Source organism: Streptomyces sp. NPDC046909, assembly GCF_040644695.1.
GTDB lineage: Bacteria > Actinomycetota > Actinomycetes > Streptomycetales > Streptomycetaceae > Streptomyces.
The window spans coordinates 13,394-38,715 of the sequence record NZ_JBEYXC010000034.1 but is presented as its reverse complement, the minus strand read 5'-3'; the positions used below and the strand labels follow the sequence as shown (position 1 = coordinate 38,715).

Here is a 25,322-nt window from a genome sequence, read left to right as displayed (position 1 = left end):
CCCTTCCTTCATGCCTCAACACCGCTCAACTCACCCGAACCAGCACCCCGTTCGAACCACACCGACCACACGAGCGGATAGAGAACAGGCAGTCAGACATGGGCAAGAAAAAGAAGCCGAAGAACCGCAGTAATCGCCAAGCTAGGCAAGACCGTCAGGTCCGGGCTCTCCGCGTTCGTCAAGATCAGAAGGTCGACGCTGTGCTACAGGCCTGGCAGAAGGCCTTCGACCAAGCCTATGCCGCTGGTCATTTCACCGTGGTCGACCCTCAGGGGCAGCCAGTGCAACTGACACTCAACGACCTACGGCAGGCACTGAACACTGAACTCGCCGAAGACGGGGAACCCCCCGTGGAGGGCGACGACGAACTGCTCGGGCTTCTTGTGGACGAACTGGAACACGGTGGCTTGACGCTTCGTCCGGACGGCATGTGGGACGTGCGACCTGTGTATCTGTCTCAGACCGGCGCCGTTTGACACTCCCGACCACCACCACCGAACTCTTGTTGGCCGCTGGGTAGTTCTCAGGAGGCGATGCTCACCCGCGGCCGTCACTTTGATGCCCCGCCGTCGCACCCGGCAGCTTGTCTATCCCACTGCGGCGGCACCCCGGCCGACGGTAGTCGTCCAGGACGCGTGATCCTTCATGGCAGGTGATCGGGCGCCGGACTCGATGCCACGACATCGACCAGGGGGCCCGCGTCGGCGGCGTTCGCGTCTGACCGTCCAGTGCGGGGCGGGTCCGGCTGTGGCAACCCCCCTCGCCCTCTCGCGGCTGCTGGTGGCCGCTTCGTGCGGTCGGGAGATCGTCTCTGCCGTAGAGGCTGGGCCCGACACGCCCCCGAAAGGGTGCATACCAGAATCAACAGCCGTCTTTCTATACAAGGGGTGCGTGTCAGAGCGCTATCACTGGGACGGAACCGCAAAGGAACCCGGCACCTCCGGGTTCGCCTCCACACGAACCATGTGGCTGCACCGATCCAACGGAACGACGACCCTGCGACGGGATGCCCTGACGCGGTGCCGCTACTGCGGACTGCTCATGGAGTACTTCGACCGCTACGACCACCGGCGCATCCCGATGGTGCCCAAGCCCGTCCCGTCCGCCGCGGTGCCGGCCCAGATGCGGTGGCATGTGATGGGCGGTGTCGCCTTCCCCGGAGACGGCGGCCACGGAATGTGCCACGTCCCGCACCCCGCCTTCTGCCCCATGGTTGAGCACGAGGACGACAACCTGTCCCTGGCCCAGGCCCGGGCCGTCTTCCGCAAGAAGTCCGACGAACGTACCCGTCCACGGTCAGGGTGTTGTCGGTGCGCTGCTGCCAGGTGGCCCGCAGGGTGTGGGCGAGCAGGGGTTCAGGTTGCAAGTCTTGCAGGCCAGTGCCGTACTTGAAGTGTCCAGGGCACTCGCAGAAAAGACAGTCGGGAGAGACATCATGGGCACGAACCTGGTTGGTGAGTCCACGTCTGTCGCCAGCCCTGGAGTCTGGGGATTCTTCAAAGACAGCAAGGACGTGGACCGCCCTCAAAGGTCGGCGAACTTCGTATATCAAGTCGCCGCCGGCGTATGGGGCACAACGGCAAATGAGGGTGAAGTTCCCGCAGATCCCGTGCTTGGCCTGAGAACGGCAGCGGGTGTTGTCGGACAAGTATCTCTGCCGGGGCGCGGGTTCGGATACGGAGTCCTCGGGCTGGGGCACAACGACGAGGGCGTCGTCGGCTGGAGCGAGAAGGGAGCCGGCGGCAAGTTCCAGGGTAATGGCCCGAAAGGCCCCGGCATCATCGCGCAGTCTGAGGAGAATTGTGGCGGCCAGTTCGAGTCCAAGACGCGCGGCCAGATCCGACTCGTAGACCGGCAGGCTGAATTCGGCACAACAGGTGAAGGCGTTCCATACCCGAAGCTGCCAAGCTATGCAAAGTCCGGCGAGATGATCACCGTTAACGACGGAGTCCTCACTGAATGCAGTCTGTGGCTGTGCGTCAAGTCCTCCAGGCCCAAGATCGGAATCGTGCCAGCTGCACCAGCCCAGTGGGCGCAGGTGCAGCTCAGCCCGTCGATCAACGGCGAGACCTGACTCATCGCCTGCTCGAGGTCGTCCGCTCCTTCGTGACCACCCACGTCTCGTGGAAGTCGCTGCTCACCGGTGCGGTCATCACCGACGAGGACCGCATGTGCCTGTACTTCCGTTCCGCCGAGCGGGACCGTATCTACGACGTGGATGTCCTGATCAGCCACACCGGTCCCGGCCTGCTGGGCGTCCTTGCCTCCCCGGCGTACCTGGCGAACGAGCATCTGCACCAGCCCTCCGCGACCCGCACTGCGACGTGATCGTGGACTGCACCACGTACTGAGAGGCAGCTTCCTTCCAGTCGCTCGAACTTGTGCAAGCACGGCGTGAACCCGGACTGGGGCCTTGTTGGAGTCGAGCTGCTCGCCGGCAGCGTTGTACAGCTCGGTGACGCGCCGCTCGGCGGCGTCATGCTCCTGGTGGGCCTGGCGGCGAAACGCCAGCATCAACCCGACCGCCGCGCCCGCTCCAGCGCCGGCGGCCAGCCCGGTCCGCACCGCCTCGACCCGGACGCGGGCCCGATCTGTACCGGTTGCCCTCGGATCCCGATTCATCGCCTGCTCGGTGGAGTGCAGCAGCCACCCGGTGGTGAACCAGATCGCCGCGGCGGCCGTGGCGGCAACACCCGCCATCCAGAACCAGGCCGCCAGCGACCAACTTGCCCTCCGACGCCGCCGCATGGGCCCTCACCCCTCTCCTCAAAGGGTCTCCATCAGCGTGGCCGTCGACTCCCGGCCCAGCATGCCGATTCGCCACCCCCTCGCGGTACCCGCCGCTGGCCGACGAGTGGAGGCCCGGCTACGCCCTCTAAATAGCCGTCTGTTGTCAGTGGCGGCCGCTACCGTCCCCATCATGACGTCGACTCCCAACTCCCACCCTGTGCGGTATGTACTGGAGGTCACCGCAGCCGCAGCCCCCGCGGACCCGGCCGCCTTTGAAGCGCAGCGGCAACTCCTGCGTTCCGTCGCCCAGTTCGACCCAGCGTCGCGGACCTGGTGGACGCTGATTGGCGTGCTCGACGTGCGGGCGCTCCGGATCCTGGAGCGGCTCTTCGAAGCTGCCCGGCGATTCGGTACCGAGGTCAGGGTGGAGGCCATCGCCGCTCCTGTCGCCTGGAAGGGGCCGCACTTCAGTGACGCCGGCGAGCTGGCGGCCTTGGTGTCGGCACGCGCCGACCGCGGCCGGCCGCTGGGGCAGCTCCACGTCTCCTGAATCCGGACCGATGCTCGCCGGACCGATGCTCGCCGGAGCGGTTCGCGGCGAGCCGGCAGTGCGATCTGGCTGGTGAACTCCGATGGTGACACGATGAGTTGGCGAGACGGGATGGGGGGCGTTCCTTGCGGGCTGACAAACGACGGATCCAGACGGCGGTGCTCGGCAGCGCGGACTCGGAGGAGCCGCTGATGCTGCCGATGGAGGCCATCGAGCTGGACGTGTTCCGCCACCGCTACGAGGGCGAGACCTTCTGGTGCGGGACTTTGCTCGGTGGCTGCGGTGGTCAGTTGACCACGAAGTTGTACACGGATCGCGCCTGTCATTTCGCCCATCACCCGGATCCGGACGGGCTGCCGCACGTGTGCGGGCGCCGCGCCCGCGGCGTGAACAGCGCGGATCACCTGTATGTGCGGTCGGCGGCCGCGGCCTGGCTCGCCGGCCGCGGCGAGGACGCGAGTTTCGAGTACACCGGCTCGGCCGGGGCGCCGTTCGGTTCCGTCGTCGATATCCGCTGGCCGCGCGGCGCGCTGCGGGTGCACCTGGACCAGGCGGTGGCGCCGGTGTGGGACGACGGCCTGGAGCCGGTGCTCGGCCTGGGCGTTCCGGTCGACCGGGACACGCTGATCCGGCGTTGGTACGTGCACCGGATCAGCCTGGAGAGCGAGGGCACGAGCAGGCGGGTGCGGATCGGGACCGAGGCCTTCGCGCGGCCCACCGAGTGGTTCGCCCTGGAAGAGTGCGAGGTGACGGAGCGCGGGCTGTCGACGCCGGCGGTCCAGCGGATCATCCAGGCCCGCAGCGCGGCGGCGCCCGCAAAGTGGACGCCGGGACAGAAGACGGACACGCCGCAGGACACCCGGGCGTGGGAGCTTTTGCGCAAGCTGCTCTACGCCCGCCGGACCGAGTCCATCGCCCTGGCGGAGTCGGTGTGCCGCGAGATGGAGGAACTCGCCGGTGTGAGCCGGCGGCCGCAGGAGCAGTTGGATGCCGCCCGGCGTTCCGGCCTCCTCTGGATCGAGAAGGAAGCCGAGGCCCGCAGGGCGCTGTTCGCCAACCTGGAGAAAGCGGTGGCCGAGAAGCAGGCCGGGAAGGTTAGGAAACTGTTGCGGCAGGTCAAGACGGCTGCCGAGGACACCTGTTCCGAGGAGGAGAGCCGCGTGATCGACGCGGCCGATGGCTGCCTCACCGCCATCGCGGCGGCCAGGAGCAAGTACCTGGACACCCTCCTCGATGACCTTGACCAGCTTCCGCCCGACCCGGACCCGAACGATCTGCGGATCATGGTCCGTGAGCTGCTTCGGGCAGCGAGCGAGGCCGGCAGTATCGGGCCGCATCGTCGGGCGAAGGTCGAGGCCTGGAGGGATCGGGTACGTCGCGTCGTGGGCCCGTTCCAGACTGGACAAGGGACGCGGCTTCCGCAGCTCCATCGGCAAGTTACCCGGAAGAGGTGGCTGGAGAGGCGCTGCCCGCGCTGCGGGGCGAACACCGGCCAGAAATGCGCCGTCGACGACATGCCCGGTGAGACGAGGCGAGTGCCGCACGACGAACGGCTGAAGCCGATCATTGACGAACGCAGGGAACAGCAACGGGCGCGGCGCCCGTGGCGGGTGTACGAGGTGACCTGTCCCGATTGCGGCCAGGAACCCGAGCAGCGGTGCACCACGTTGGGCGGCCCGCACCGCTCACGGGTCGAACTGGCCAAGGAGTACACCCGGCTGAAGAAGGCTCACCCGTAGCCGAGCCGGATGCTGAGTGCGCTCTGCCCTCCGGATCCCACCAGCCTTCAGCGGGCCCGGGACCGCTCCCTCGCCCAACCCGGCGGTGTACGCCTCCTCCTCCACGCCGACCTTCTCTGCACCAAGTCGGCTGGCGTGAGCGCATCAGGCCTCGTCTGTGCCCACCGGTAAAACCGCTAGGCCCAACTCCGCCCTGACTGCGAGTAAGAACGTGTGTTGGGCCGACCACAGTTGCTGGAAAGGCTCGGCGGGAAGGGCTCCTTCGGAGTGCGTCGCTCGCGAGGCGGCGATCTCCCGGACGCTCCTGACGACATCTCTGGCAGCGCGCAGGGTGTCAAGGGACTCGGACACGAGACGTACAGCCGTCGCGGCTGTCTCAAGGCGTTCCTTGTAGGGCCGCCCCGCTTGATCAAAGAACGGTGTCAATTTTTCCGGACTGTGCGGGAACCTGACAGCAGTGATGTTGGCAGTCGGCTCAAGCGTGAACGCGATGTATTGGCGGTAGGCAGCGACAAAATCCTTGTAGACAGCGAGGCGAATGTCTCTCCATTGGCGGGCATGGTCACGCTGCCACAACCGGTCTTGATTGTGGATCGACAACCATCCGCCCAGCACCACGCCAAGCAGCGCAACTGCCGCTGTGATCGAGGCACTCGCCACGTTCATGGGATCCCCTCCAGCCCTGGGTTGGACAAGCCCAGTTTCCGGCGGAGCGTGTTCACGAGCGAGAGGGCGGAACCAAGGGAAGCCCGAATCGATCACCGCCGACCTTGCCACGGGGGGTGACGCCGTGCCAGCGAGATGATCGGCCAGCTGCGCATTGGGCCGTGTCATCGGCGACAGCCCGCGCCACCCCACGCGGCCTGGCCCGGGGCGCGTGGGGTGGCGCGGCCAGCGCTTCGACATCGGCACCAAGGAGGCCGCGGCCGCCGTACGCCAGCTGATCGCCGAAGGGCTCCTCACCGGGCCGCGCGGGCAGTACGTCAACGCCTTCAGCCCCCAGCAGCAGCGCCGACGCGTGAAGCAGCTGCGAGAAACGCGCCAGCCAGCTGCGCCGCGAGGCCCTCGAACTGATGAGGACGGCCCGCGAGATCGAGCAGGAGCTTCCCGTCGGCGGCGACGCCCAGGAGACATAGCGCGGCGCGGGCGAGCAGACGGAGCGACCTGTGGCCGTACGTCGTCTCCTGCAGAGCCGCGATCAACGGTGAGGGTGGTTCGGCTAGTTGTAGAAGGTCTCCAGCATGTCGTCCAGAGCTTCCAGGGTGTCGTCACGGCTGCTGATGTCGTGTGTGGCGAGCAGGCCGACGCAGGTGGCGATGTAGTGCGCGAGGTCGACGATGAGGTCGTAGAAGGCCTCTTCGTCGTCGTGGAAGAGGTGGACCATGAACTCCGCGGTCTGCCCCATGCCGGTGGGGCCGGTCAGCAGGGTTTTGAGCATCTTGACGAGCGGGTCGTGCGGGATGCCGTGGGCGGCGGCGCTCTTTTCGAATTCGGCGATGATGTCGGCCGTGTCGACGCCGCGCTCTTTGGCGAGCCAGGCGGTCAGTCCGGCCGCGGCCACTCCGGCGCCGACCGCGAGCATGTTGACGTTGTCGGCGCCGCCCGCGGCCAGGTCGGCTTCGGCTGCCCGGATGACCACCTGGCACACCGGCGACTCCGTGCGTTTCCGCGCCGTCTTCGACGCCGGGTCAAAGGATGCGCGTATCAGGTTCATGACGGGGTCTTGGAGGGACGTCATGCGGTCATCTTGGCCGCTGGGCAGGGAACTTGGGCGCCGAATGCTGGCGAAGGTCGAACCGCCGATGAAGCGGGGGATCAGTTCGCGCCATCCTGCGCGTTCGGGCCGGTGGCGGCCAATTGCCCGGCGGGCCAGGTGGCCCGGGGGACTACCGGGAGCCTGGCCTCGCGCGCGCCACCCTCCCTGCTTGCCGCGCAACAGCATCTTCTCGGCCAATCCGTGTGGGGAACCGGGCACAGCAACCGGCTTTCCATGCGGCGATCTGCCGGTTTGTCCGATGCTCTGGCCCCGGGGGCTGCACCGGCCCCGAGAAGGTGAGGAGCAGCGGTATGGGCGTGAGCCACACCTATCTGACCAAGGTGGAAGTTCAACACCTGCTGGGCGTGACGGCGTTCGGGATGTGGCGGCTGACGCGGAAGTACGACAAGTTCCCCAAGCCGGACGACAGGCCCTACAGCCCGTTCAACCGCAACGGCCAGGAGCTCGAGGAGGCATGGAACGCCACCGAGGTCTACTCCTGGGCGGCCCAGACTGCGGAGTTCGCCCACCGCGGCGCCGTCCTGCTGCGCCCCGTGCCCGAGAACCCGGCTCCAGGCCGCTGGCTGGGATACCGGGACACCGCACGGGGGCCGGCCTTGGACTGGCACACCGACATCGGCGTGATCCGCATCGTGCACTGCGACGACTCCAAGACCGCCACCGACGTCGCCTCCGCCATCGCCAGCAGCGGCAACAAGGACGGCGTCACCACCGTGTGCGCGCTGTACGGGGACATGGGCTTCGGCGGGCCGGCGCTGGTGGCCGCCGACACCGCGCACCCGGGCATCGAGTACGAAGCAGGCTGGGACGACGTCGCCGCCTACGTCGGCCAGGCGATGCCCTGGTGGCCCGACCTGCTGCGCTCTTCGAGTCTGATCCGGGAGTGGAAGCCCGGCGCCCAGGCGGCAGTTGTCGAGGTCCCGGCGAACGACAACGAGAAGATCCTGCGCAGGGCCGCCGCCAACGAAGTCTTCGACGTCACCTCGCGGGTGGCCGCGACGGACATGGCCAACAGCATCCGCAACAACCGGATCGACAACACGAACCACGAGATCGAGATCTTCTGCAAGGAGGGGTACGGCGACACACCGAACCAGGTCGTCCCCGGTGCCGTACCCGACATCAGCCACCACCCGCTGCCCTGCGACGGAGACCGCGAAGCCCTTCAGGCCGGCTGGCTGGGGCTCGCCCTGCACACCCACCCCGACGCCGTCGCAGCGCTCGAGGTCGCCGTCGGCCGCGAGCCGGACCTGCTGCCCTTCGGAGCTGTCACCGACATCCCCGTCCAGCAGGGAACCATCAGCGACCGATGGACTCACCGGCTGACGATGTGCGACCCGACCGCCGCACACGCAGTCCTCGCCCAGGACACCAAGCCGGAGGCGTTCTTCATCGACCCGCTCACCGACATGCCCGTCCTGCGCACGCCCGACGACGGCGGCAAAAAGGTGTGGCGGTTCTACGCACCGCTTTCCCTCCCGGGCGGCGACGCGGAACTCGCCTCAGTTGTCCTGCACCACACCCTGTGGGTGCTCACCAGCGACGGCCATGTCCACCCCGCGCCGTGCACACCAGCCGAGCACCTGTGGTGGGGAGACGGGTGGGGCGACCGTCCCAGCGAAGCCGCATCCGTCGTCCACCAACTCCTGGGCGACCTCGGCGCCACCGTCGACCTGCACAAGCACTGGGACGCCCCCAAGGGCTTGACTGCCCTGTTCAACGAGGAACACGAGCAGGGCGCCGAACTCAACCGCGCCGCCCTGCTCCACGCCCGCATGACCCCGCCACGCACCCGCTGAGCAGGGTCTGCCGCGCATTGTGAGCTGTGATCGGAAACCTGCGGCGGGACGGTGTCCAGATGGGTACACCGGGCGACGAAGACCCTGGATTCTTCCCTGGTAGCCCCGGAAGGGACCGTGCCGTGTGCATCGACTGTCCGGCCAGGCGTCCAGGGAACAGCCAGCGCGAGTCGCGGTTTGTCGCGGCAGGACGGCTTCGTCAACTGGCCGACTCGGGAGGGGACTTCGGGGTGGGGAAAGCGAGCCGGGGCAAGCGTCAGCGCACCAGGGACACGGCCGGGCAGTGGACGGCGGCCGGCGCGGCACGGGAGGCGCACCGGTTACGGGACCTGACACAGCGGTGTCTGGCCGGGAACCCGTGGGTGCAGACGCAGCTCGCCTCCAACATCAACAACGTGGTGAGGGAACTGCACAGCGTGCTCCTTCACAGCAACCTCTCCGATGTCATCGGACGGTCCGACGGGCTGGAGGGGGAGGTCGCGTGGTCGATGGTGCTGGGCAAGCAGGGGTACCGGCCGCCGTGGCCGCAGGCGGCGGGCCAGGCCGCGGCCTGGCAGATCCGGGAGATAGCGAAGCTGCTGCGGCAGGCCGAGGTCCTCATTGTCTCTCCCGCTGCACACGCCGCGGTCATGGCCGCGGCCGCGACCCTGGAGACGGCCGACATCAGCACGCTGGACCGCGACCGGGACATTCTCGTGCGCACCGGGCTGCTGGTGCTGCCCGAGCCGGTCGTGGTCGTCAACCGCATCGGCACCCTGTCGGACACCAGGGCCTTCGGCTGGCAGTTCATCACCCAGCACCAGACCCTGCCCACCGCCCAGTACCCCGGTGTGCTGGTGACGACCTTCATGGACCGTGACGGGCCGGTGCAGCCGGCCGGCTGGCGGGCGGCCGTCTCCCAGGCACGCTCGTCCGGCAACCCGCTTCCCCCGCTCATGCCGGACGGCATGTACGGGATGCGCGGGGATGCGTGCCTCGCCGAGGAGAGCACCGAGATGCTCGCGGATCTGTCCGAACGGCATCGCCGACTGCAGAAGGCCCTTGCCCAGGCCTCCCAGTGGCGTTCGGAGCCGGTTCCCGAGACCGGGGAGTGGGCCGGCGGCCGGGTAGGGGACCCGTACGACGACTTCGTGGGCCGCTACATGTTCGCCTTCTGGAGGCTGATCACGCAGGGCGTCACCGCCGTCGGGCCGCCGCGGGACGCCCCCGGGGCAGGCGCCGGCGCTGACGGCACCGAGCCCTCGGACCCCGATGTCCGCGTGATCCGGCTTGCCGCGCCCTCGCCTCGCCCGTCGGATCCGGTGGGCGAGAAACGGGTGTATCACCACCGGTGGCCGGTGCGGATGCACAAGGTGCGCCAGTGGTACCCGAGCCGTCAGGAGCACCGGGTGATCTGGCGCGGCCCCTACATCAAGGGACCGGCCGGCGCCCCGCTGATGATGGGGGAGAAGGCCTACCTCGTGGACTCGTAGCTCCCGGGCAAGTCAAACCGGGCTGCGTGAAGGGGCAGCCGGCCCCGGAATCCGCCTGTCCTCGGTGGGCTCTTCAGCCGGACGGGCTGCGACGCGGGAGAGGCTGTGCCACTGTTGGCCGGGGCCCGTCGCCAACCCCCGTGGCGACGGGCCACCTATGTCAGCGGGCCAGGGAGACGAGGCAGCGGGACTGGCCGCCGGATCACCGAAGGAGGGACACGGCACCGAGGTTGGCTCCGCTGGCCTGAGACCGCCCCGCACGGTTGATACTGCAGACCACACAGGCCCTTCACCTTTGGCCAGAGCTTTGGTGTGCTGACCATGGCGGCGGCCGGTCAGGGAACGCGGCAATCCACCCCTTGACGTGCGAAGGGGCCCCTCGCGGCAACGAAGGGCCCTGGTGGCCGCAGACTCGCCCGGATCATCTCGAGGCATATTCAATGCCGCCAGTTAATGACGCTACAGAAGGCGGGCACAGCGCAACACCCCCTTCGGGCCCAATCTTGAATGGCCCGAACGGACTATGCGCCAAAACAATAGATGCCCGTTGTGCCGCAGAGTTCCATGACTGCTTATGAGGCGCGTTGATATTCGAGTTCTCTTAACGGTAGCGGAACGGGAGGGAGATGGCCTCTCTGGGCTATGTCTTTTTGGGTCCGTCTGCCACCAGTCTGGAAGGCAGCCCGCTACGTGTCGGCAAGCACGGGGCTAGGACTCGTCCGGATCATCAGCAGGAGCCGTCATGCTCATTTTTCAGAGGCTTGGTGTACTCGCGTTAATCGCTGGAATTGTCTGCGGCCTCGTCATCGCAGGATGCTCGCCGGAAGTTGCTATCAGTGTGACAGCAGGGATTGTTCTTATCGCGCGAGACGTGTGGTCTTATGCCTCGAGTTCTCCGGGGCAGGAAAACGCGGTGAACGACGGAAACAATGGTGGTGTGCCCCCGCTTGAGCAGCCCCAGACAGCCGCAGAAGAGCCGAGGCCGTAGCGTCAGTCGCCTACGAGAGGCACCGGCGGTCACGTCAGGCAGTAGGCAGGACCTGCCACTATCGCCGGACCCGCGCGGGGTAGGTGGGCACGAGCAGGACGGTGAGGGCGAAGGCCGGAGCGGCGGTGCGGGCGAGGCACACAGAAGGCCCCTTCGAAGATCACAGGCAGGGCTGTGATCTTCGTAGCCGTCGGGGACGCGGCCACGCCAGGTCAACTGACGGAGCCTCACCCACAGAGCCGATCAGTCACGTCACCCGCCGTCGTGGCCTTACCACGTCTGCTCCAAGGGCGCGGCGGGATCGCCCAGATTGACTGCCCGTCTGGTGTCAAGTCGTAGTGTGAGGTCACGCAGGCGCAGGTGCTGGCGAGCCGACATGTCGTCAGGACCTACGTGATCCGTGAACCACGACCCGGACCCCTGCACGCCGCCGTCCGCTCGTGGCGAGAGCCTCGCCTCGCCGCCTGATCCCATTCCTCTGCTGTACCTGAGTTTTACTGTCGGCGTGGATCTCAGTTCTGACCGTTCCGGTCGAACTGAGCAAACAACCGACGCCGGTTCGACCCCTGTTACGAAGGTGTCGAACCGGTGGATGCCCTCACGTTGTGGATCCTGGCCGCCTCAGGCGTCATCACCATCCTGTTGTTCACAGTCCGGGGCCTTCTGGAACAGCTCCCGGAGCTGTTCGCCGCCTGGCACCGGGCGAAGAAGGCCTTGAGGGATCAGGAATCGAGGGGCGAGTAGCCGTCCGGCGCCCCGGCGGTGATGAGTCCAGGGTCAGGCCGCCGGCGGCTGGCTGGAGGGGGTGGCCTGGTCAGCGGGCTGGTCCAGCTGCTGCTGGCGGCGGCGCTGTTCGTTGCGATGGTCCTCGACGCGCTGGGTGAACAGCTTCAGGGCTTCCTGCTCCTGGTCGGGGCCAAAGTCCCGGTACAGGCCGACTCCGAGGGCGAAGGCGTTGGCCTCCTCCTCGATGGCGTCGGCCGTGTGCAGCAGGAAGTAGCTGCGTTCGCGGTACTTGTAGTAGCCGGTGAAGGCGGCGGCCAGCGTGATGGTGAAGCCGATGGCGACGAGCGTGATGTTCTGCCAGGTGAACTGGTTCCGGGTATCCAGGGCGGCAATGGTGGTCGTAGCTGCGGACCCGATCATGATGAGGTTCTGCAGGGTGTTGTGGACGCGCCGGTACTTGCGGCTATCGGCCCGATGCTGCTCGATGACGCCGGCAACGTCTTCACGGTAGAGGCTGCGGCGCTCGTGGAGCGGGGGCTGACGGAGTGCACTCATGATGCGCGCGGCTTCCCGCCGTACCTCGATCTCATCTTCCAGATCGACGAGGCTCTGTTCAGGGCTGCGCCACCGGGAGTCGGCGAAGGCCCCGCCGATGCACAGCCCGATCAGGACACCGCAGAAGATGTCCGGCCCCACGAACCGGGAAGGCGCCCGCCAGTTCCACACCGTCCAGCCAACGCCGGCCAAGAACGCGAGCCCCGCGACTATCCAGGCTGCCCCCCACACTCGGCCGACCGATCGTGCACGGGCAAGGTCGCGCTCCAGCTTCAGGACGTCCCTGCGGATATCCCGTGCTTCAGCCAACCGGTCTGCCGAGTGCAGAAGAGCCGCATGATCCGGCTGCGCATCGGGCGTGTTGTCGTTGCCGGGCGCCTCACCATCGACATCCGTGGTCATGCTCTGAGAGATCCATTCTTCAGCGGCTCGGATACGGCGGGGCGCGTCGTCGTCGAAGCTGCGTGCCACGGGCTCAGAAGGCGAACGCTTCGGTCAGGCTCACCCGGTAGCCGTCCTCTTCCATCAGTACGACGGTGACCCCGAACGGGGAGGGGTGGTCGATCTCGATCGGGATGAAGGAGTACTCGACGGCGGCCTGGATCGGGGGCACCAGTTCGCCGCCCGGCTGCGGAGCGGGGGCCGGCCCCCAGTCCGGGGCAATCGATGCCCAGCCCTCAGGGCTGAGGGAGAGGAGCTGCTCGGTGTAGGGGAACTGGTGCAGGACGTGCCCGTCGCGGGTGGCGTGCACCATGTTCAGGCACGGTGCCGGGCCGACGATGGGCAGCTCGCAGGCGGTGGCGACGTCGTGGGTCTCCCAGACCAGGACCACCTCGTCCGCGCCGGCCGCCGCGGCGATGTTCGCGAGCTCCGCGATCCCGGTGAGCGCGTCCTGGCCGACCTTCAGCGGGCGGACCCAGATCATGCCGACCAGCTCGCCGCGCACCAGCGGCATGATGAGCGGGCGCGGGACTGTGCCTTCGCCCAGCCCGGCGATGTACGCCTTCTTCGCCACGTTGACCAGTGCGTCCCACATCTGTGCTTCCACGGAAGCCCCCTCCGTCTGCCGAGTCGATCACCGTCGACCCTGCCACGGGGGTTGAGGCTGTGTCAGCGGGATGCTCGGCCAGGCCTCCCGAGGCGTTCCTGGAAGGGGTACGCAAAGCTGGAGAGGGCACGGTAGAAGCCATTGGAGGCAGCGATTGAAGCGAGATCCAGCGCGTGAAGCCTCGATGGCGCCGGAGCAAGGAAGCGACGCGCAAGTGACCAGACCGTGCCTTGACAGGGCTCTGCTGGTGGGTGACTACCTTCCGGTGGCCGGCTACCGAGTGACCACCGAGCCCCGTCGGCCGGGGGAGGGGTACGCGCGCATCGAGTGGGTGGAGCACATCCACAACCCCTCGTTCGTCGACCCCGACTCCATGGACGTGATCCCTGAGTTGACGGACGCCCTTGTCGCCGTGTGCTGCCAGGGACTTCCCGGACCGGTGCTGCTCCGGTCAGGCGACCACCGGGTGCTGACCGAGGTAGCACCCGAGCGCCTGGTCTGGGACGCAGAGCACCCGACCTGGTCGATGGGTAAGCCGTTGTTCGTCGGCGGCCAGGTGCCGCGAAAGGTCCACTGGAGCCGGGGCGACCTCGCCGCACCGGTGGGCGTCAGTCCCAAGACGGCCAGCGTGCCGCCCACGCGCCGAGCGGCTTCGTTCGCCAAGCCGGCCAGTGCCCTGTGCATCGGGGACTACCTGCGGATCCACGTGCAGTTCCCGAAGCGCGACCGGGGGATCGACGAGGGCTACCACCGTGTCGAATGGCTCGCACACCTCACCGGCGAAGGAATCGCCGGCTTGCTCGTCGACCCGACGTGGGCAAACGGCACCGTCACTCTGGTCACCGTCCAGGGGCTGGGCGGCATGCTCGTCCTGCCGGAAGCGGACGTCCACGTCCAGGTCCAGCCCAACGTCGAACGCACCGTCTGGGACAAGGAAGACACCCGGCGCGGTGGACCTCCCTTCACGCTGACCGGCGCCGTCGAGCCTGACCCCGACGTTCAGCGCGCCAAGGATGCCGACCACCGGCCTGCTGCACCCGAGGACGAAGCCGACCTGTATCCCACTGTCTTCTCCACCCCCGAGGCCCGCACCCTCCACCTCGACGGCGTCACAGCCGTGCGCGCGGTGCCGGCCTCGGCACTGCCCTGGCCGCACAGCCTGTTCAGGTGCGAGTACGCCGGACGCGGCAAGCGCATTGCGCGTACGTACCCCGGCGGAGACCGCGAGGACCAGACCGCCCATGCCGAGCTGTTCGCCGAGCTCACCGAAGAGGAGTTCGCCGCTTGCCCCTACCACCAGGGCGACTGGCAGGCCATCGCCGAGGCGGTGCTGGCCTGCGCCGAGGTCGATGAAGACGAGGAGCCCGATCGGGCCAGAGAGCTCTATGCCATGAGCCACCTCAGCCCTCAGGACCGCCAGTGGGCCCAGGACATGGTCCGCGACAACATCTGCTGGGACGAGGGGGACAGTTCTCTTACCAATGGACAGCACCGCCTGTGCGCGATGCGGGCGGCCGGGGTCGTACGTGTACCAGTCCACGGCCGCTTCCTCCCCGGCGCAGAGATGGCCGTCGTGACGGACGCTCAGGAACACGCCCGCCAGACCGTCGAGACCTACTGGATCGAACGACTCACCGAGCTGTGGGGACCGGGGCCGTGGCCGGCGCGACTGGGGCCGGTGCTCGCGGGCCACCGCATTCTGCGCTGGCTGCTGCCCCGCCCGGAGCGGCGCCGAGAATAGCCGGCGGTGAGTGACCATCAGTCGTGCACGACGCGTTCCAGCGCTTCAGTGCCTGCGTGGCTGTACGCCGGAGGGCTCGGCCGCAGTCACGGCAGAGCCCTTCACCGCGTTTCGACGGCGGTGTAGGGCATGCACCCGATGGTACCTAGTAGGTGCCTGCCGTGCGAGGTGTGCTTGCCCCAGCGGGACTGCCGCGTTTCGACGGCGGTGTTCCGTCGGAGTTCCCGGCCATGCGCCCGCAGCCGGACGTGGGCGAGGAGGAGCGCCGGCTGCCGTGGCGCCCGGTCCTTCACGGGGTACATCATCTGAGGTAACGACACCGGAGCCAGGGGTCTGGTCGAAACGGTCCGCAAGACCCTGACGGACGCACTGCGTTGGCGGAACTGACCAAGCTCACCGGCCGCTCCGACACGGCCGTGCGCCGCCGGCAAATCGTATGTGAGGCCAGAGACGCGACACCGGCTGGGCTGGGTAGCGGAGAACGCCTACGTCGCACTTCCGGTCGCCCCCGTTGTCACGGTCGCGACGGGCTCCGTTGACTGCCGCGCTCGATCGGGGAGCAGTCGCGTCAGGTAGGTCGTTACGATTCCAGCTGCGGAAGAAAAGGAAAGCGCAGCGCCGCCAGCCGTATCACCCTGCCCCATGAAATACATGGCACCCGCCAAGGCGAATATAGCAATACAGGTCGAGCTAATGATCGAAACCCAACGCACCTTGTGTTCATGGCGCTGCTGCCTCTCCACCATCGCGAAAGCGCGGAGTCCTAGATCTTTCCCTGGGTGCAGTGCGTTCCACTTCTCAATTTGGTCGGCCGGAGGCAGCGCCCTCCAGGGCTCCTCACCCATGAATCTCCCCCTCGGCCGGCACATCAGCGACGACCTTTTCCCGTGATCGCTCACGGAGCCGCCGAGGGCGCCTGAGGAGGAAGAGCTTGAGGAGCATGCCCACAACTCCACCTACTAAGCTGCTTGCTGCTCCGATAGCGACGCTACCCACAAGTTTCCCGACCGTGATGTCTCCCCGGGCAATGCCCCATGCGAGCAAGGCACCTCCGGACACCAAGGGGATCAAAGATGCGATGAGGCCAACCATCAATCGCTTTAGCGATCTAGGGGCGGGGGTCAGATCGCAATCGATCAAGCGCGCACCGGCCGCAAATTGATCTTCTCTTAACACGTCAGCCTCAGTGAGAGGGCGCGTGAGCCTTGAGTCAAAGACTGACGTACCCGTGAGGTCAAATACAGCACCAAACCCGCTTGAAAAGATGCGCCACGTATCCCCCATGAAAGAAGTGTAGAGGCGATCATTGAAGAGCGGGAGGGAAGGAGAAAAGGATCTAGGCCTCGTGCTTTCGCGACTGGGCCTGTCCGTGTCTTGACCAAATAGATGGAGAGTGTTGCTCACCTGAAACGATGGGACTTTTCGAGGGTCCTGTCACTGCAAGGAAAGAAGCACTCTCCAGGTGAAGAAGAGTAGCGGGTCGTACCCGCGTGTCCCTCTCGAGGGCGGCGGCCGTGGAGTTGTTGCCCAGACCGGGTCCGTGCTGCTGGTCGTACGTTCGCTGGAGACTTGGAGGGGCACCCGCCGTTCAGCGGCCGCTGCCCCTTTTCTTCTTGCCCGAACGGCTTCGGCCGGGGCTGGACCCGCTGGTACCGTCGCTCGTATGGACCAGAACGGACCCCAGGTGCCGCCCTTCGCGCCGGAGGAATACGAGCGCGTCACAGCCGCCGCTCACCTCCTTGGTCAGTCTCCTGAGGACTTTGTTCGCGACGCGGCACTCAAGGCTGCCGACGACCCGTTCCTCAAGGCCCTCGGCCGGACCCGCGACCGCATCCCGCGGCTCGCCGAGGTCTTCGCGACGCAAGACACCCGCGCCGCCGACACGAGCGCGGCCGCGTGGCCTGACCCTGCCCCCATGGGCAGCCGCGACCTGCGCGAATTTCCGCAGCACGGTCACGCCGCGTGACCCGGTTCCTCATTCCGCAAGAGCTCCTGCAGATCGCGCAAACCCTTCCGGGTGACCCGGCCTGTCTCGACCTGGGAGTGCTGGACGCTGTCTGCGCCCGTGCCCAGGCCCACTACATGGGCCGCGACGTGTACGCGAGCGACTGGCTCAAGGCCGCCGCCATGCTGGAGACCATCGCCCTGCATGAGCCCTTGGAGGCGAAGAACGAGTTCTTCGCCTGGCTGGTCGCCGAGACGTTCCTCAACGCCAACGGCGTCACCCTGGACTACGAGCCGGAGGAAGCCCTCGCGCTCGTCATGCGCGCCAAGCACAAAGGTGCCCGTGTCCAGGAAGTCGCCGCACAACTGCGCGCCTGGTCCGCCGGCTGAGGCCAGGCCCTGGTACCTAGTCGCCGGGCGCCTCCCGCCAGCGCCTTAAGCTCCGTCCGGTGAAGACGTTCTGGATCACCACGGCGGCAGTCCTGTGGGGCTATGGCGCAGGCGTACTCATACCGCGTGCCGCCCACCGGCTTTCCGTGCCGCCCGAGGAGCCCTGGCAAGCCACCTGTCCCGCGGGACATCCCCTCACCGGTGTTGCGGCCGGGTGGCTGGGACGCGCCCGCTGCCGCGACGGCGACTCGTACGGTCCGAACACGCCCGTCCTCGCCACCGTCTCAGCCGTGGCCTGCCTGGGACTGGCCGCCGGCGGCAGTACTCGCCCCGAGCTGGCGGTCTGGGTCCTGCTCGTCCCGGTCGGCGTTCTGCTCGCCGTCGTCGACGTCACGGTGCACCGGCTGCCGGACGTCCTTACCCTTCCCCTCGCCGCGGCCGCGCTCACCTTGCTCGGTATTGTCTCGGTGCTGCCCGGTGCCGGCGGCAGCTGGACGTCCGCGCTGCTCAGCTCCCTCATCCTGGCGGCCTGCTACTTCGTGCTCTTCCTGCTCAGCAAGGGTTTCGGGTTCGGCGACGTCAAGCTCGCCCTCGTCCTGGGCGCTGTCCTGGGCTGGTACGGCTGGGCAATCGTCCTGGCCGGGACGTTCGCTGGGTATCTGCTCGGCGCGCTCTACGGCATCGGCCTGATGCTCGCGGGCCGGGCCGACCATACGAGCAGGATCCCGTTCGGCCCGTTCCTGCTCACCGGGACGCTGGCCGGCGTGCTCCTGGGCTCCCACGCCTCCTGACCCCGGGGCTCCTGGAGCCAAAGGGCCGCTGAATCGGGTGCTTTGTGCCGATGGTGCACAGGGCGGGCTTCGTGCTGACTAGCCTGGGATCGCGCCGTCGCGGCGGCTGCACGGCGAGAGGAAGTCGATGACCGATCAGACAACCAGGTCTCACGCCAAGGCGGATCCCAGCACCCTGACGTTGGAGTTCCGGCATGTCCACCGGCTTCTCGATCCCGCCGCGGAGGGTGTGCAGACCTGGCAGATCTCCCTCCTCGCCGACGACGAGACGGTGGCCCGTGTGCGTGCGACGCGCGGCCTGTACTGGAAGGCCCACAACCTTCACGAGCGCATCGCCGACGAGCAGTCCTTTCCCGCGGTGGTGGCGGATCAACTCTTCGACGCCGACGGCCAGTTCACCCCGGAGTACGAGAACTTCGTCGACCTGCCGGGCAACGTCCTCGTGGTCGACGACCTCCACATTGACGCGCCCTGGGACGACCCCTGGGTCGTCGCCGGGCTGACCTCCAGCATCATCGACCGGCTGACTGACAACCAGTACGCGGTGGTCCTCCCCCGTGTCTCCGGCGACGCGGAGATGGCCCTCCTCACGGAGGCCGCCGTCCTGCTGAGCGCCGAACCGTTCTCCGACGAACTGCTGATCATCGACACGTCGCTGGCCGCCCCTGAAGAGGCCGCGCACCGTGTCCGCGAGCAACTGCGCTCCCGCGCCCGCTACGGCGGAGCCGACCCCTTGAGCGAGGACTGGGACGAAGAAGACGAAGGGGAGGAGGTCCTCACCGCGCGCACGCGAGCGGTGCTGCACCTGGCTCTTCAGGAACTGTCGGACCAGGCGTGGCAGGAGGTGTCCACGCTGGGTGATCAACCGGCCCAGCGGAGCGCCGGCGGGCTCTTCGGCGCACTGCCGCGGGTGACCTGGCACCAAGACGGCCTGTGGCGGCGGCAGATGGCCCGGGCCTTCGACGACCTGGCCGCCGACTGCTCATCCAGCGCCGATGTCGAACCGCGCAGCACCAGCGAGGAGATGGCCCTGCACCTCGGCATCGCCCGCGCCCAGGAACTGACGCGCAACCGGCCGCGGCTCGTGCGGGACACGGTGGCCGACCTGCCGGAAGACCGGGCGGACTTCGACTGGGATGCCTGTTCCGACGTCCTCTTCCAGGACCACGACGTGCTGATGCTGCTCGACGACTCCCTCGACGGCATCGAGCAGCCTGACAACGAGATCCATCAGTCGCTCGGCATGGTCAATCTCGCCCCGCACGACTGGTTCGCAGCCTTCGATCCCGATCAGGCCCGCGACCCCGACCGCGGCTTCCGCCACCCGTGACCTCAGCCCGACGGCGCGCGCCAACGGTGCCGTCCCGAGCAGCCCCTGGATCTGCAACCAACCCGATTCGGCGAGAGTGCTCCTCTCACAACTGGTCGGGGGAGGAACGATGAGCGACGGCAGCCTGAAGTTCCCAGACACCTTTCACTTCCGGGCCGGGATCGGTCAGCGCAGCAGCAACGCCTACTTCGGCACGGACGTGCTCACCGGGTTGGTGACCGGGATGGACGACTTCCTCACCGATCCCGACGGCCGCTGGAAGCAGTACCGCTCCCTGGGACCCGCAGTCCTTGGATGCGTGCCCTGGCTGGACGATCCGGCTCTCCTGAACGCGATCGACCGATTCCCGTCGGCGTGCGTAGTCGTCACGAAGCAGGAGCTGAAGAAGCGGGGGAGAGAGAAGTTCGAGCGGCTCAAGCAGTACGCCCAGCAGGGCAACGGCTTCCCTGCCGACGTCTTCGCCGAGATGACCGAGCTGGTGTCCCGCCATGACGGCCCACCCCCGGTGATTGGCCCCTACGCGCCCCGGACGGAAGGACTGCTTATCCCGAGCATCCGCTCGTTCGGGTTCCGCAAGACCGGAGGCCGTCCCGTGCCCCTCATCCACGCCAAGATGTTCCTCCTGGGCCATCTGTGGTGGCACGACGAGGACGGATCTCCAGCCGGCGTCGCCGACGTCACCGGCTTCACCCCCAAACGGCTGTGGCTCGGCAGCACCAACGGAACCGAGAGCTCAAGGCTCGGTCTGGAGTTCGGCGTGTGGCTGGACGACCCCGACCTACTCGCCGACGCAGAGCAGTTCTTGGTCAAGGTGATGCGGTCATCCGAGGGCATCGACCCAGACGACGACCTGTTCGAGCCCGAGTACGTCAGCGTCGGCTACGACGACGAGGCCTTCTACGACGCGATGGGCAACGTCGAGGACGCGTCAGAGGAAGACGACGAATGACCCGTCAACGAAGTGACGCCTGACTGCCCTCGCCACAGGCCCCGCACACGTCTGAGCTGCGCTACCAGGTACCGGCCGGACCCACAAGACGAGAGGATCGCTGCTTGGGCGTGCGGGGGCCGCTGGGCACGTGGCGTACGTACGCGCGCAGGGCGTGCAGCAGGGGAGGAGGGATCACGAGGGGCCTCCCGGGTGGGGCGCGGCCGATCCGGCCGCGCGGAGGGGTGGAGGGTGGCAGGCTGGAGTGCAGGAAGCAATTCCGGCGGACGCAGGAGGAGCACGGGTGAAAGCGTCGGTGTCCGGGGAGACGGGGCCGGTGGTGTATCTGCTGGTCGGGCTCACCGGGTCGGGCAAGACCACCTACGCGCGGCGGCATCTTGAGCCAGCCGGCGTGGTGCGGCTGTCGGTGGACGAGCGCGTGCACGCCCGGCACGGCCGGTACGGCGTCGACTACCCGGAGCACCGGTACTTCGAGCTGGAGGCGCCAGCGGTCGCCGAGGTCCGAGAGGAACTGGTGAAGCTGATCGCCGCCGGGCGGGACGCGGTGCTGGATCACGGGCTGTGGCTGCGTACGGAGCGCGAGGAGTGGAAGAAGCTGATCGCCGAGGCGGGCGGCCGCACCCGTCTGCTGTACTTCCCGGTCGACCGGGCCGAGCTGCTGCGCCGCCTGGAAGAGCGCAACCGGCGCGAGGACGGCAACGCGCTGACCGTCACCCCCGAGGCGCTGAACGACTTCTACGACCGGTTCGAGCCCCCTCATGACGAGGGCGAAGAGGTCATCGAGCCCACCTCGGTCTGACCCGGCGCCGGGGTCGGCGGCTGCCAGGTGGCGACCAGCGGAGTGGCCTGCGCCTCCCACCAATCGGGGACGGCGGTGAGCGAGACGGGCCGGAAGTCCAGCCGCGGGGAGTCGACGGCGATCCGGCCGTCGTGCCGCTGAAGGTGTTCCAGGAGCCGTCGGGCCTCGGCAAGCCGGGCCGGTGAGGCGGTCTTCCATGTGCCGTCCGCCGAGTGCTCCGCACGTCGCTCGACATCCTCACGGACACCGTCGCGCCACTTGAAGTGGTGGACCACGACGGGCGGCCGGTTCGCGGGCCGGTGTCCCTCGGAGCGATGGTTGCCGGACGCCACCGGTACGTCGGAGTGCGCGAGCACGATCTTGCGTGGGTCGCCGCGCAGCAGCCGGTGGGTGAGGAACCCTCCGAGCGGATACGCGGCGTCCAGGCCCTGCTCCGGGCTCCAGCCGGTCAGAAAGCCGTCGGCCGTCACCCGGTCGAGCATCAGCCCGCCCACCGTGCCGGTCCCCGAGACTTCCGCCGCGGTGATCACCTCGGCGAGCGGGGCGGGGTAGGCATGGAGTTCGTCGGAGTCGGCGAGCAGGTGCCACCCGGCGCCGGCGCATTCGCGCAGGGCGTCCCGCAGCCGGGGGTTGGTGTGCTCGTGCCACGCGCCCACGCTGACCACGTCCGGGACGATCCCGAGCTCACGGCAGCCGTCCTGCACCTGATGGCGCCGGTCCGGATCGACGTGTTCGGTGAAGTGGAAGGCGAGGTGGAACCGCTCGATCCCGAGCCCGCGGTAGTGGCTCACCCAGGCAGTGAGCAGGGCGGGCTCTACGGGGCCGACCACGGCGATCAGCGGGGGCAGAGCAGGCATCAGCGCGACTCCTTCAGGTCGGTGAGGAAGGCGGCCTGGCCGACGGCCGTGGGCACGCCGAGGTCGGCGGCCGCGCCGGGGGCAGGCCGGGGCAGCGGGGTCCAGGCGAGGTCTCGCAGGACGTCGGCCAGGGCCGTACTGTCCCCGGCTGGGAAGAGGCGCACCCAGTCCTGCCCTCCGAGGGTTTTGGTGAGCGCCGGATCGTGGTCGGAGACGATCAGCGGGACGCCGAGGCGTACGGCGTCGACCACCAGCCCGGATTCCTTGGCCACTCCGCTCCTACGGGCGACCAGGGCCGCATCGGCGGCCGCGTACGCCTGGCTGACCACCGTCTCGGGGACGGGTCCGGGGCGGGTGTGCAGGCGGACGTACGGCAGGACCGCCCATCTCTTGAGCAGGCCGTGGGTGGCCGGGCCGCCGACGACCAGCACGTGCACGGGGACGTCGAGCCGGGCGAGGGCGGCGTCGACGACGCCCGTGTCCTTGTAGGGCCACCAGCCGCCGACCAGGCACACGGCCGCCTCGTGGGGCGGAATACCGAAGGCCTCCCGGGCCCGCCGGCGGTCGTTGTCGGTGAGCCGGTCTGCGGGGTCGGCGACGGCGAACGGCCGCACCTGAAGAGGCAGTCTGGGGAAGCGGGCCGTCAGGTCCTCGCGTAAGGCGTCGGTGGGGGCGAGCACCCTGACCCGCCGCTCGCCGCGGCGGGTCAGGAGTCCGAGGAGACGCAGCGCAGTGTCCTCCGTGGTGACGAGCTCGTGCACAAACCGGAGGTGATCCCCGCCCAGCAGCCCGGCGGCGCCGTGCAGGGCCTCGCTCGCACTGAGCACCACCACCGTGCCCGCCCCGCCGGTGAGGCGGCGGCCGGTGCGGACGCAGGCGGCCTCTGCCAGGCAGCGGGCCAGCAGCGTGACCTGGTGCGGGAGACGGCGCACGGTCACCGGCCAGCGGCGGGAGGCGAACACCCGCCGCGCGGCCGCGGCGAGCGCCGCGGTGTATGTGCCGGCCACCGCGAGCCCTGCGGGCACCGTGCCGGTGGGGACGGTGATCCGGGCTCCGGCCGCGAGGAGGGCATCCCGGGTCTCGGCGGCGACGCCGTACGGGGCGAGGACGACCGTGTTGCCGTGCGCGGCCGCGAGCGCGGTCAGCGCGCGGTGGCGGTGCCCGCCGGGCCTGTGTGCGCCCGGCTCGACGAGGATCAGGGCCTCGGCGGTCATCCGGCGATGGCCTGTTCGCCGTGCCCGGCGGTGAACCGATGGTAGAGCCATCCGGGGTCGTTGAGCTTGTCGAACAGGGCCGGGACGCGGGCGGCTTCGCCCGCGAAGTCGACGCCTTCGCGGGCGCCGGAGACGGCGAACTCGGCGAAGTCGCCCTCCCCGCCCACTGTCCAGGCGGCGATCCGCTCGGCGGCCTCGGCGTCGTCCATGCCGTACTCGCTGCCGCGCGCGAGCATGGCGCACTCCCGGAAACCGGCCTTCCAGGCGTGATATGGGGACTGGTTGATCCGGGTGGTCCCGGCGATGTCGGTGGTGAACTCGGTCCGGCCAGGCAGTGCGGCCAGTACGTCGACCGCGTCGCCGAGCTCCCGCAGCGCCGAGCGGCGGATCAGCTTGAGCCCGCCGTAGCCGTAGATCAGGCCGTTGAGCGGGTTGCGGGCCCGCCACACCCGCATCGACACCCCTTCCGCCAGTGGCTCGACGGTGGGCAGCGCAAACTCCGTGGCCAGCACGAAGTCGCCGTCGGCCAGCAGGAACTGTTCGTGGTCGACGACTTCGGCGGCCAGCCGGTAGGCCCGGCGCATCCCGTGGACGCCGTGCAGTCGTTTCACCGGCGTGCCGAGGATCCGCTGGAGGCGGGCGTGCAGCTTGTCGGCGAGCGGTTCGTCGTACGACAGCATCACCGCGTCGAACAGCGCCGTCATCGCAGGGCCTCCAGGTAGCGGGCCGCCACGGCGGCGGGGGTGAAGTCGGCGGTGGAGGCGTGGGCGCGCTTGGCGTGCAGCCGGTAGAACTCGCCGTCGGTGGCGAGCCGGTTCGCGAGGGCCACGGCCTGGTCGGCGCTGGTGAACAGAAGGTCGTCGTCGATGTGCTCGGCCAGCCACCCATTGCGCGGAGCGATGACCGGCAGGCCCATGCCCTGGCAGTCGATGACGGACATCGACCAGGGGCAGCCCGCGCGGAACGGGGCGATCCCGAAGTGCGCGTCGGCCAGCAGGTTGCGGTACCGGACGCGGTCGCCCCGGTCGGAGGCGATCGTGACGCCGTCGAGGGCGGCGAGCTCGTCGCGGTGGTGCTCGGGACTCGGGTCCAGCCGGACGCGTTCGGGGCTGCGGGTGCCGAACAGGTCCATCACGGTCAGCTGCACCGGGGCCTCGGTCACCAGGCGGCGGGCCAGGTCGGTGAACGCGGCGGTGCCGTAGTGGGCGTAGAGCCGGTGGTTGTAGACAGCGTGCGCGTGGCCGTCCGGTACGGCGACGTCGACGGGGTCGCGCACCAGGCGCTCGTCGCGCGGGGCGGGCACCACGTGCAGCTTCTCCGTGAGCTCCACGCCCATCCGGGCGGCGGCCGCCGTCGTCCAGGACGCGGCGGTGGACGAGTGGACGAGGACTCGGTCGCACGCCGCGAGCCCGGCGGAGAAGGCCAGCATCACGCTGTGCCCGAGCCCGCCGTCGTCCAGCGACGGGTCCGGCACGAGCCGCCCCTCGTCGGCGAAGGAGAACGGCAGGTAGTGGCAGTACCCGGCGATCAGTGCGTCCGTCCCGGCTTCCATCAGCGCGGCCCGGATCGCGGGGGCCGCCTCGACCTGGTTGGCCACCACCACCTCCGGCCGCGTACGCCGGATCAGGTCCGCCAGTCCGTCCAGGCCGGGGTCGAAGCGGGCCCGGTACTTCGTGGCCGGCGCCCGGGTCGGCTCGAAGCCCACCCGGGGGTCCCCGGTGGCGACCGGGGCCGCCACGGTCACCTCGGCCCCGGCGTCCGTCAGGGCGGGAGTGAGCAGATCGGCGAAGGTGAAGCCTGAGTCGGCCGACAACCGGCCCGGGTTGGAGACGTTGAGCAGATACAGCAGGCGCGGCATGGCGCATCTCCTCTCACCGGCCGCGAAGGTCGGGCCGGTGAGAGGCAGGAAACCGGCGGCGGACA

Annotated in this window: 25 protein-coding genes; 16 read left to right on the top strand and 9 right to left on the bottom strand. The window is 68.6% G+C overall.

What is annotated here, in order from left to right; genetic code table 11:
* The 6 genes from ABZ928_RS52155 to ABZ928_RS52130 all read left to right on the top strand — a co-directional run.
* Positions 1–476 (top strand): hypothetical protein (locus ABZ928_RS52155; protein WP_361536679.1); only part of this gene is annotated, 476 nt, incomplete at its 5' end.
* 169 nt (positions 477–645) lie between these two features.
* Positions 646–1,392: a DUF6083 domain-containing protein gene (locus tag ABZ928_RS52150; RefSeq protein ID WP_361536677.1), complete on the top strand. Its 747-nt coding sequence runs from the start codon at positions 646–648 to the stop codon at positions 1,390–1,392.
* Between the two features lie 43 nt (positions 1,393–1,435).
* On the top strand, positions 1,436–2,074 hold the full coding sequence (locus ABZ928_RS52145) for a hypothetical protein (protein ID WP_361536675.1): 639 nt from the start codon (positions 1,436–1,438) through the stop codon (positions 2,072–2,074).
* Between the two features lie 32 nt (positions 2,075–2,106).
* Positions 2,107–2,328, top strand: coding sequence for a hypothetical protein (locus ABZ928_RS52140; protein WP_361536674.1), 222 nt, complete (start codon positions 2,107–2,109; stop codon positions 2,326–2,328).
* Positions 2,329–2,920: 592 nt separating this feature from the next.
* Positions 2,921–3,280: a hypothetical protein gene (locus tag ABZ928_RS52135; protein ID WP_361536672.1), complete on the top strand. Its 360-nt coding sequence runs from the start codon at positions 2,921–2,923 to the stop codon at positions 3,278–3,280.
* A 125-nt stretch (positions 3,281–3,405) separates the two neighbouring features.
* A complete protein-coding gene (locus ABZ928_RS52130; protein ID WP_361536670.1) occupies positions 3,406–5,019 on the top strand; it encodes a hypothetical protein in 1,614 nt (537 codons plus the stop codon).
* Between the two features lie 144 nt (positions 5,020–5,163).
* On the opposite strand, the gene ABZ928_RS52125 is transcribed toward ABZ928_RS52130, so the two are convergent.
* The 3 genes from ABZ928_RS52125 to ABZ928_RS52115 form a co-directional block, all read right to left on the bottom strand.
* Entirely contained in the window at positions 5,164–5,685 is a 522-nt protein-coding gene (locus ABZ928_RS52125; RefSeq protein WP_361536668.1) for a hypothetical protein, read from the bottom strand.
* Between the two features lie 326 nt (positions 5,686–6,011).
* Entirely contained in the window at positions 6,012–6,221 is a 210-nt protein-coding gene (locus ABZ928_RS52120; protein ID WP_361536666.1) for a hypothetical protein, read from the bottom strand.
* A 17-nt stretch (positions 6,222–6,238) separates the two neighbouring features.
* Complete coding sequence (locus ABZ928_RS52115; RefSeq protein WP_361536664.1) at positions 6,239–6,757, bottom strand: hypothetical protein; 519 nt, start codon at positions 6,755–6,757, stop codon at positions 6,239–6,241.
* A gap of 329 nt (positions 6,758–7,086) precedes the next feature.
* Here ABZ928_RS52115 and ABZ928_RS52110 point away from each other — a divergent pair, with 329 nt between their 5' ends.
* The 3 genes from ABZ928_RS52110 to ABZ928_RS52100 all read left to right on the top strand — a co-directional run bounded on the left by ABZ928_RS52110 (position 7,087) and on the right by ABZ928_RS52100 (position 11,799).
* On the top strand, positions 7,087–8,595 hold the full coding sequence (locus ABZ928_RS52110) for a hypothetical protein (protein ID WP_361536662.1): 1,509 nt from the start codon (positions 7,087–7,089) through the stop codon (positions 8,593–8,595).
* Positions 8,596–8,825: 230 nt separating this feature from the next.
* The gene (locus ABZ928_RS52105; protein ID WP_361536660.1) at positions 8,826–10,067 is read left to right on the top strand and encodes a hypothetical protein; all 1,242 of its coding nucleotides are present in this window, start codon (positions 8,826–8,828) and stop codon (positions 10,065–10,067) included.
* Positions 10,068–11,643: 1,576 nt separating this feature from the next.
* The gene (locus tag ABZ928_RS52100; protein WP_361536658.1) at positions 11,644–11,799 is read left to right on the top strand and encodes a hypothetical protein; all 156 of its coding nucleotides are present in this window, start codon (positions 11,644–11,646) and stop codon (positions 11,797–11,799) included.
* A 33-nt stretch (positions 11,800–11,832) separates the two neighbouring features.
* On the opposite strand, the gene ABZ928_RS52095 is transcribed toward ABZ928_RS52100, so the two are convergent.
* Together ABZ928_RS52095 and ABZ928_RS52090 are read right to left on the bottom strand one after the other, a co-directional pair.
* On the bottom strand, positions 11,833–12,738 hold the full coding sequence (locus ABZ928_RS52095) for a DUF4231 domain-containing protein (protein WP_361536656.1): 906 nt from the start codon (positions 12,736–12,738) through the stop codon (positions 11,833–11,835).
* 73 nt (positions 12,739–12,811) lie between these two features.
* Positions 12,812–13,372, bottom strand: coding sequence for a hypothetical protein (locus ABZ928_RS52090; protein WP_361536683.1), 561 nt, complete (start codon positions 13,370–13,372; stop codon positions 12,812–12,814).
* A 226-nt stretch (positions 13,373–13,598) separates the two neighbouring features.
* Here ABZ928_RS52090 and ABZ928_RS52085 point away from each other — a divergent pair, with 226 nt between their 5' ends.
* From ABZ928_RS52085 to ABZ928_RS52055, 7 genes are all read left to right on the top strand, one after another.
* Positions 13,599–15,125, top strand: coding sequence for a hypothetical protein (locus tag ABZ928_RS52085; protein WP_361536654.1), 1,527 nt, complete (start codon positions 13,599–13,601; stop codon positions 15,123–15,125).
* 1,663 nt (positions 15,126–16,788) lie between these two features.
* Positions 16,789–17,091: a hypothetical protein gene (locus ABZ928_RS52080; protein ID WP_361536653.1), complete on the top strand. Its 303-nt coding sequence runs from the start codon at positions 16,789–16,791 to the stop codon at positions 17,089–17,091.
* Entirely contained in the window at positions 17,088–17,459 is a 372-nt protein-coding gene (locus ABZ928_RS52075; RefSeq protein ID WP_361536651.1) for a fic family toxin-antitoxin system, toxin component, read from the top strand. Before ABZ928_RS52080 ends, ABZ928_RS52075 begins: the two co-directional genes overlap by 4 nt.
* A 59-nt stretch (positions 17,460–17,518) precedes the next feature.
* On the top strand, positions 17,519–18,250 hold the full coding sequence (locus tag ABZ928_RS52070) for an A24 family peptidase (RefSeq protein ID WP_361536649.1): 732 nt from the start codon (positions 17,519–17,521) through the stop codon (positions 18,248–18,250).
* A gap of 127 nt (positions 18,251–18,377) precedes the next feature.
* Positions 18,378–19,580: a hypothetical protein gene (locus tag ABZ928_RS52065; RefSeq protein WP_361536647.1), complete on the top strand. Its 1,203-nt coding sequence runs from the start codon at positions 18,378–18,380 to the stop codon at positions 19,578–19,580.
* 109 nt (positions 19,581–19,689) lie between these two features.
* Positions 19,690–20,529: a hypothetical protein gene (locus tag ABZ928_RS52060; protein WP_361536645.1), complete on the top strand. Its 840-nt coding sequence runs from the start codon at positions 19,690–19,692 to the stop codon at positions 20,527–20,529.
* 283 nt (positions 20,530–20,812) lie between these two features.
* The gene (locus ABZ928_RS52055) at positions 20,813–21,328 is read left to right on the top strand and encodes an ATP-binding protein (protein WP_361536643.1); all 516 of its coding nucleotides are present in this window, start codon (positions 20,813–20,815) and stop codon (positions 21,326–21,328) included.
* On the opposite strand, the gene ABZ928_RS52050 is transcribed toward ABZ928_RS52055, so the two are convergent.
* The 4 genes from ABZ928_RS52050 to ABZ928_RS52035 are packed head-to-tail and all read right to left on the bottom strand — an operon-like array spanning position 21,286 to position 25,257.
* Positions 21,286–22,185: a hypothetical protein gene (locus ABZ928_RS52050; RefSeq protein WP_361536641.1), complete on the bottom strand. Its 900-nt coding sequence runs from the start codon at positions 22,183–22,185 to the stop codon at positions 21,286–21,288. The two genes, ABZ928_RS52055 and ABZ928_RS52050, sit on opposite strands and share 43 nt — an antisense overlap.
* On the bottom strand, positions 22,185–23,399 hold the full coding sequence (locus tag ABZ928_RS52045; RefSeq protein WP_361536639.1) for a hypothetical protein: 1,215 nt from the start codon (positions 23,397–23,399) through the stop codon (positions 22,185–22,187). The genes ABZ928_RS52050 and ABZ928_RS52045 overlap by 1 nt, the downstream gene beginning before the upstream one ends.
* Complete coding sequence (locus ABZ928_RS52040) at positions 23,396–24,103, bottom strand: hypothetical protein (protein ID WP_361536637.1); 708 nt, start codon at positions 24,101–24,103, stop codon at positions 23,396–23,398. Before ABZ928_RS52040 ends, ABZ928_RS52045 begins: the two co-directional genes overlap by 4 nt.
* Positions 24,100–25,257 (bottom strand): glycosyltransferase family 1 protein, encoded by a 1,158-nt coding sequence (locus ABZ928_RS52035; RefSeq protein ID WP_361536635.1) that lies wholly within the window; start codon positions 25,255–25,257, stop codon positions 24,100–24,102. Before ABZ928_RS52035 ends, ABZ928_RS52040 begins: the two co-directional genes overlap by 4 nt.
* Between the last annotated feature and the right edge of the window lie 65 nt (positions 25,258–25,322).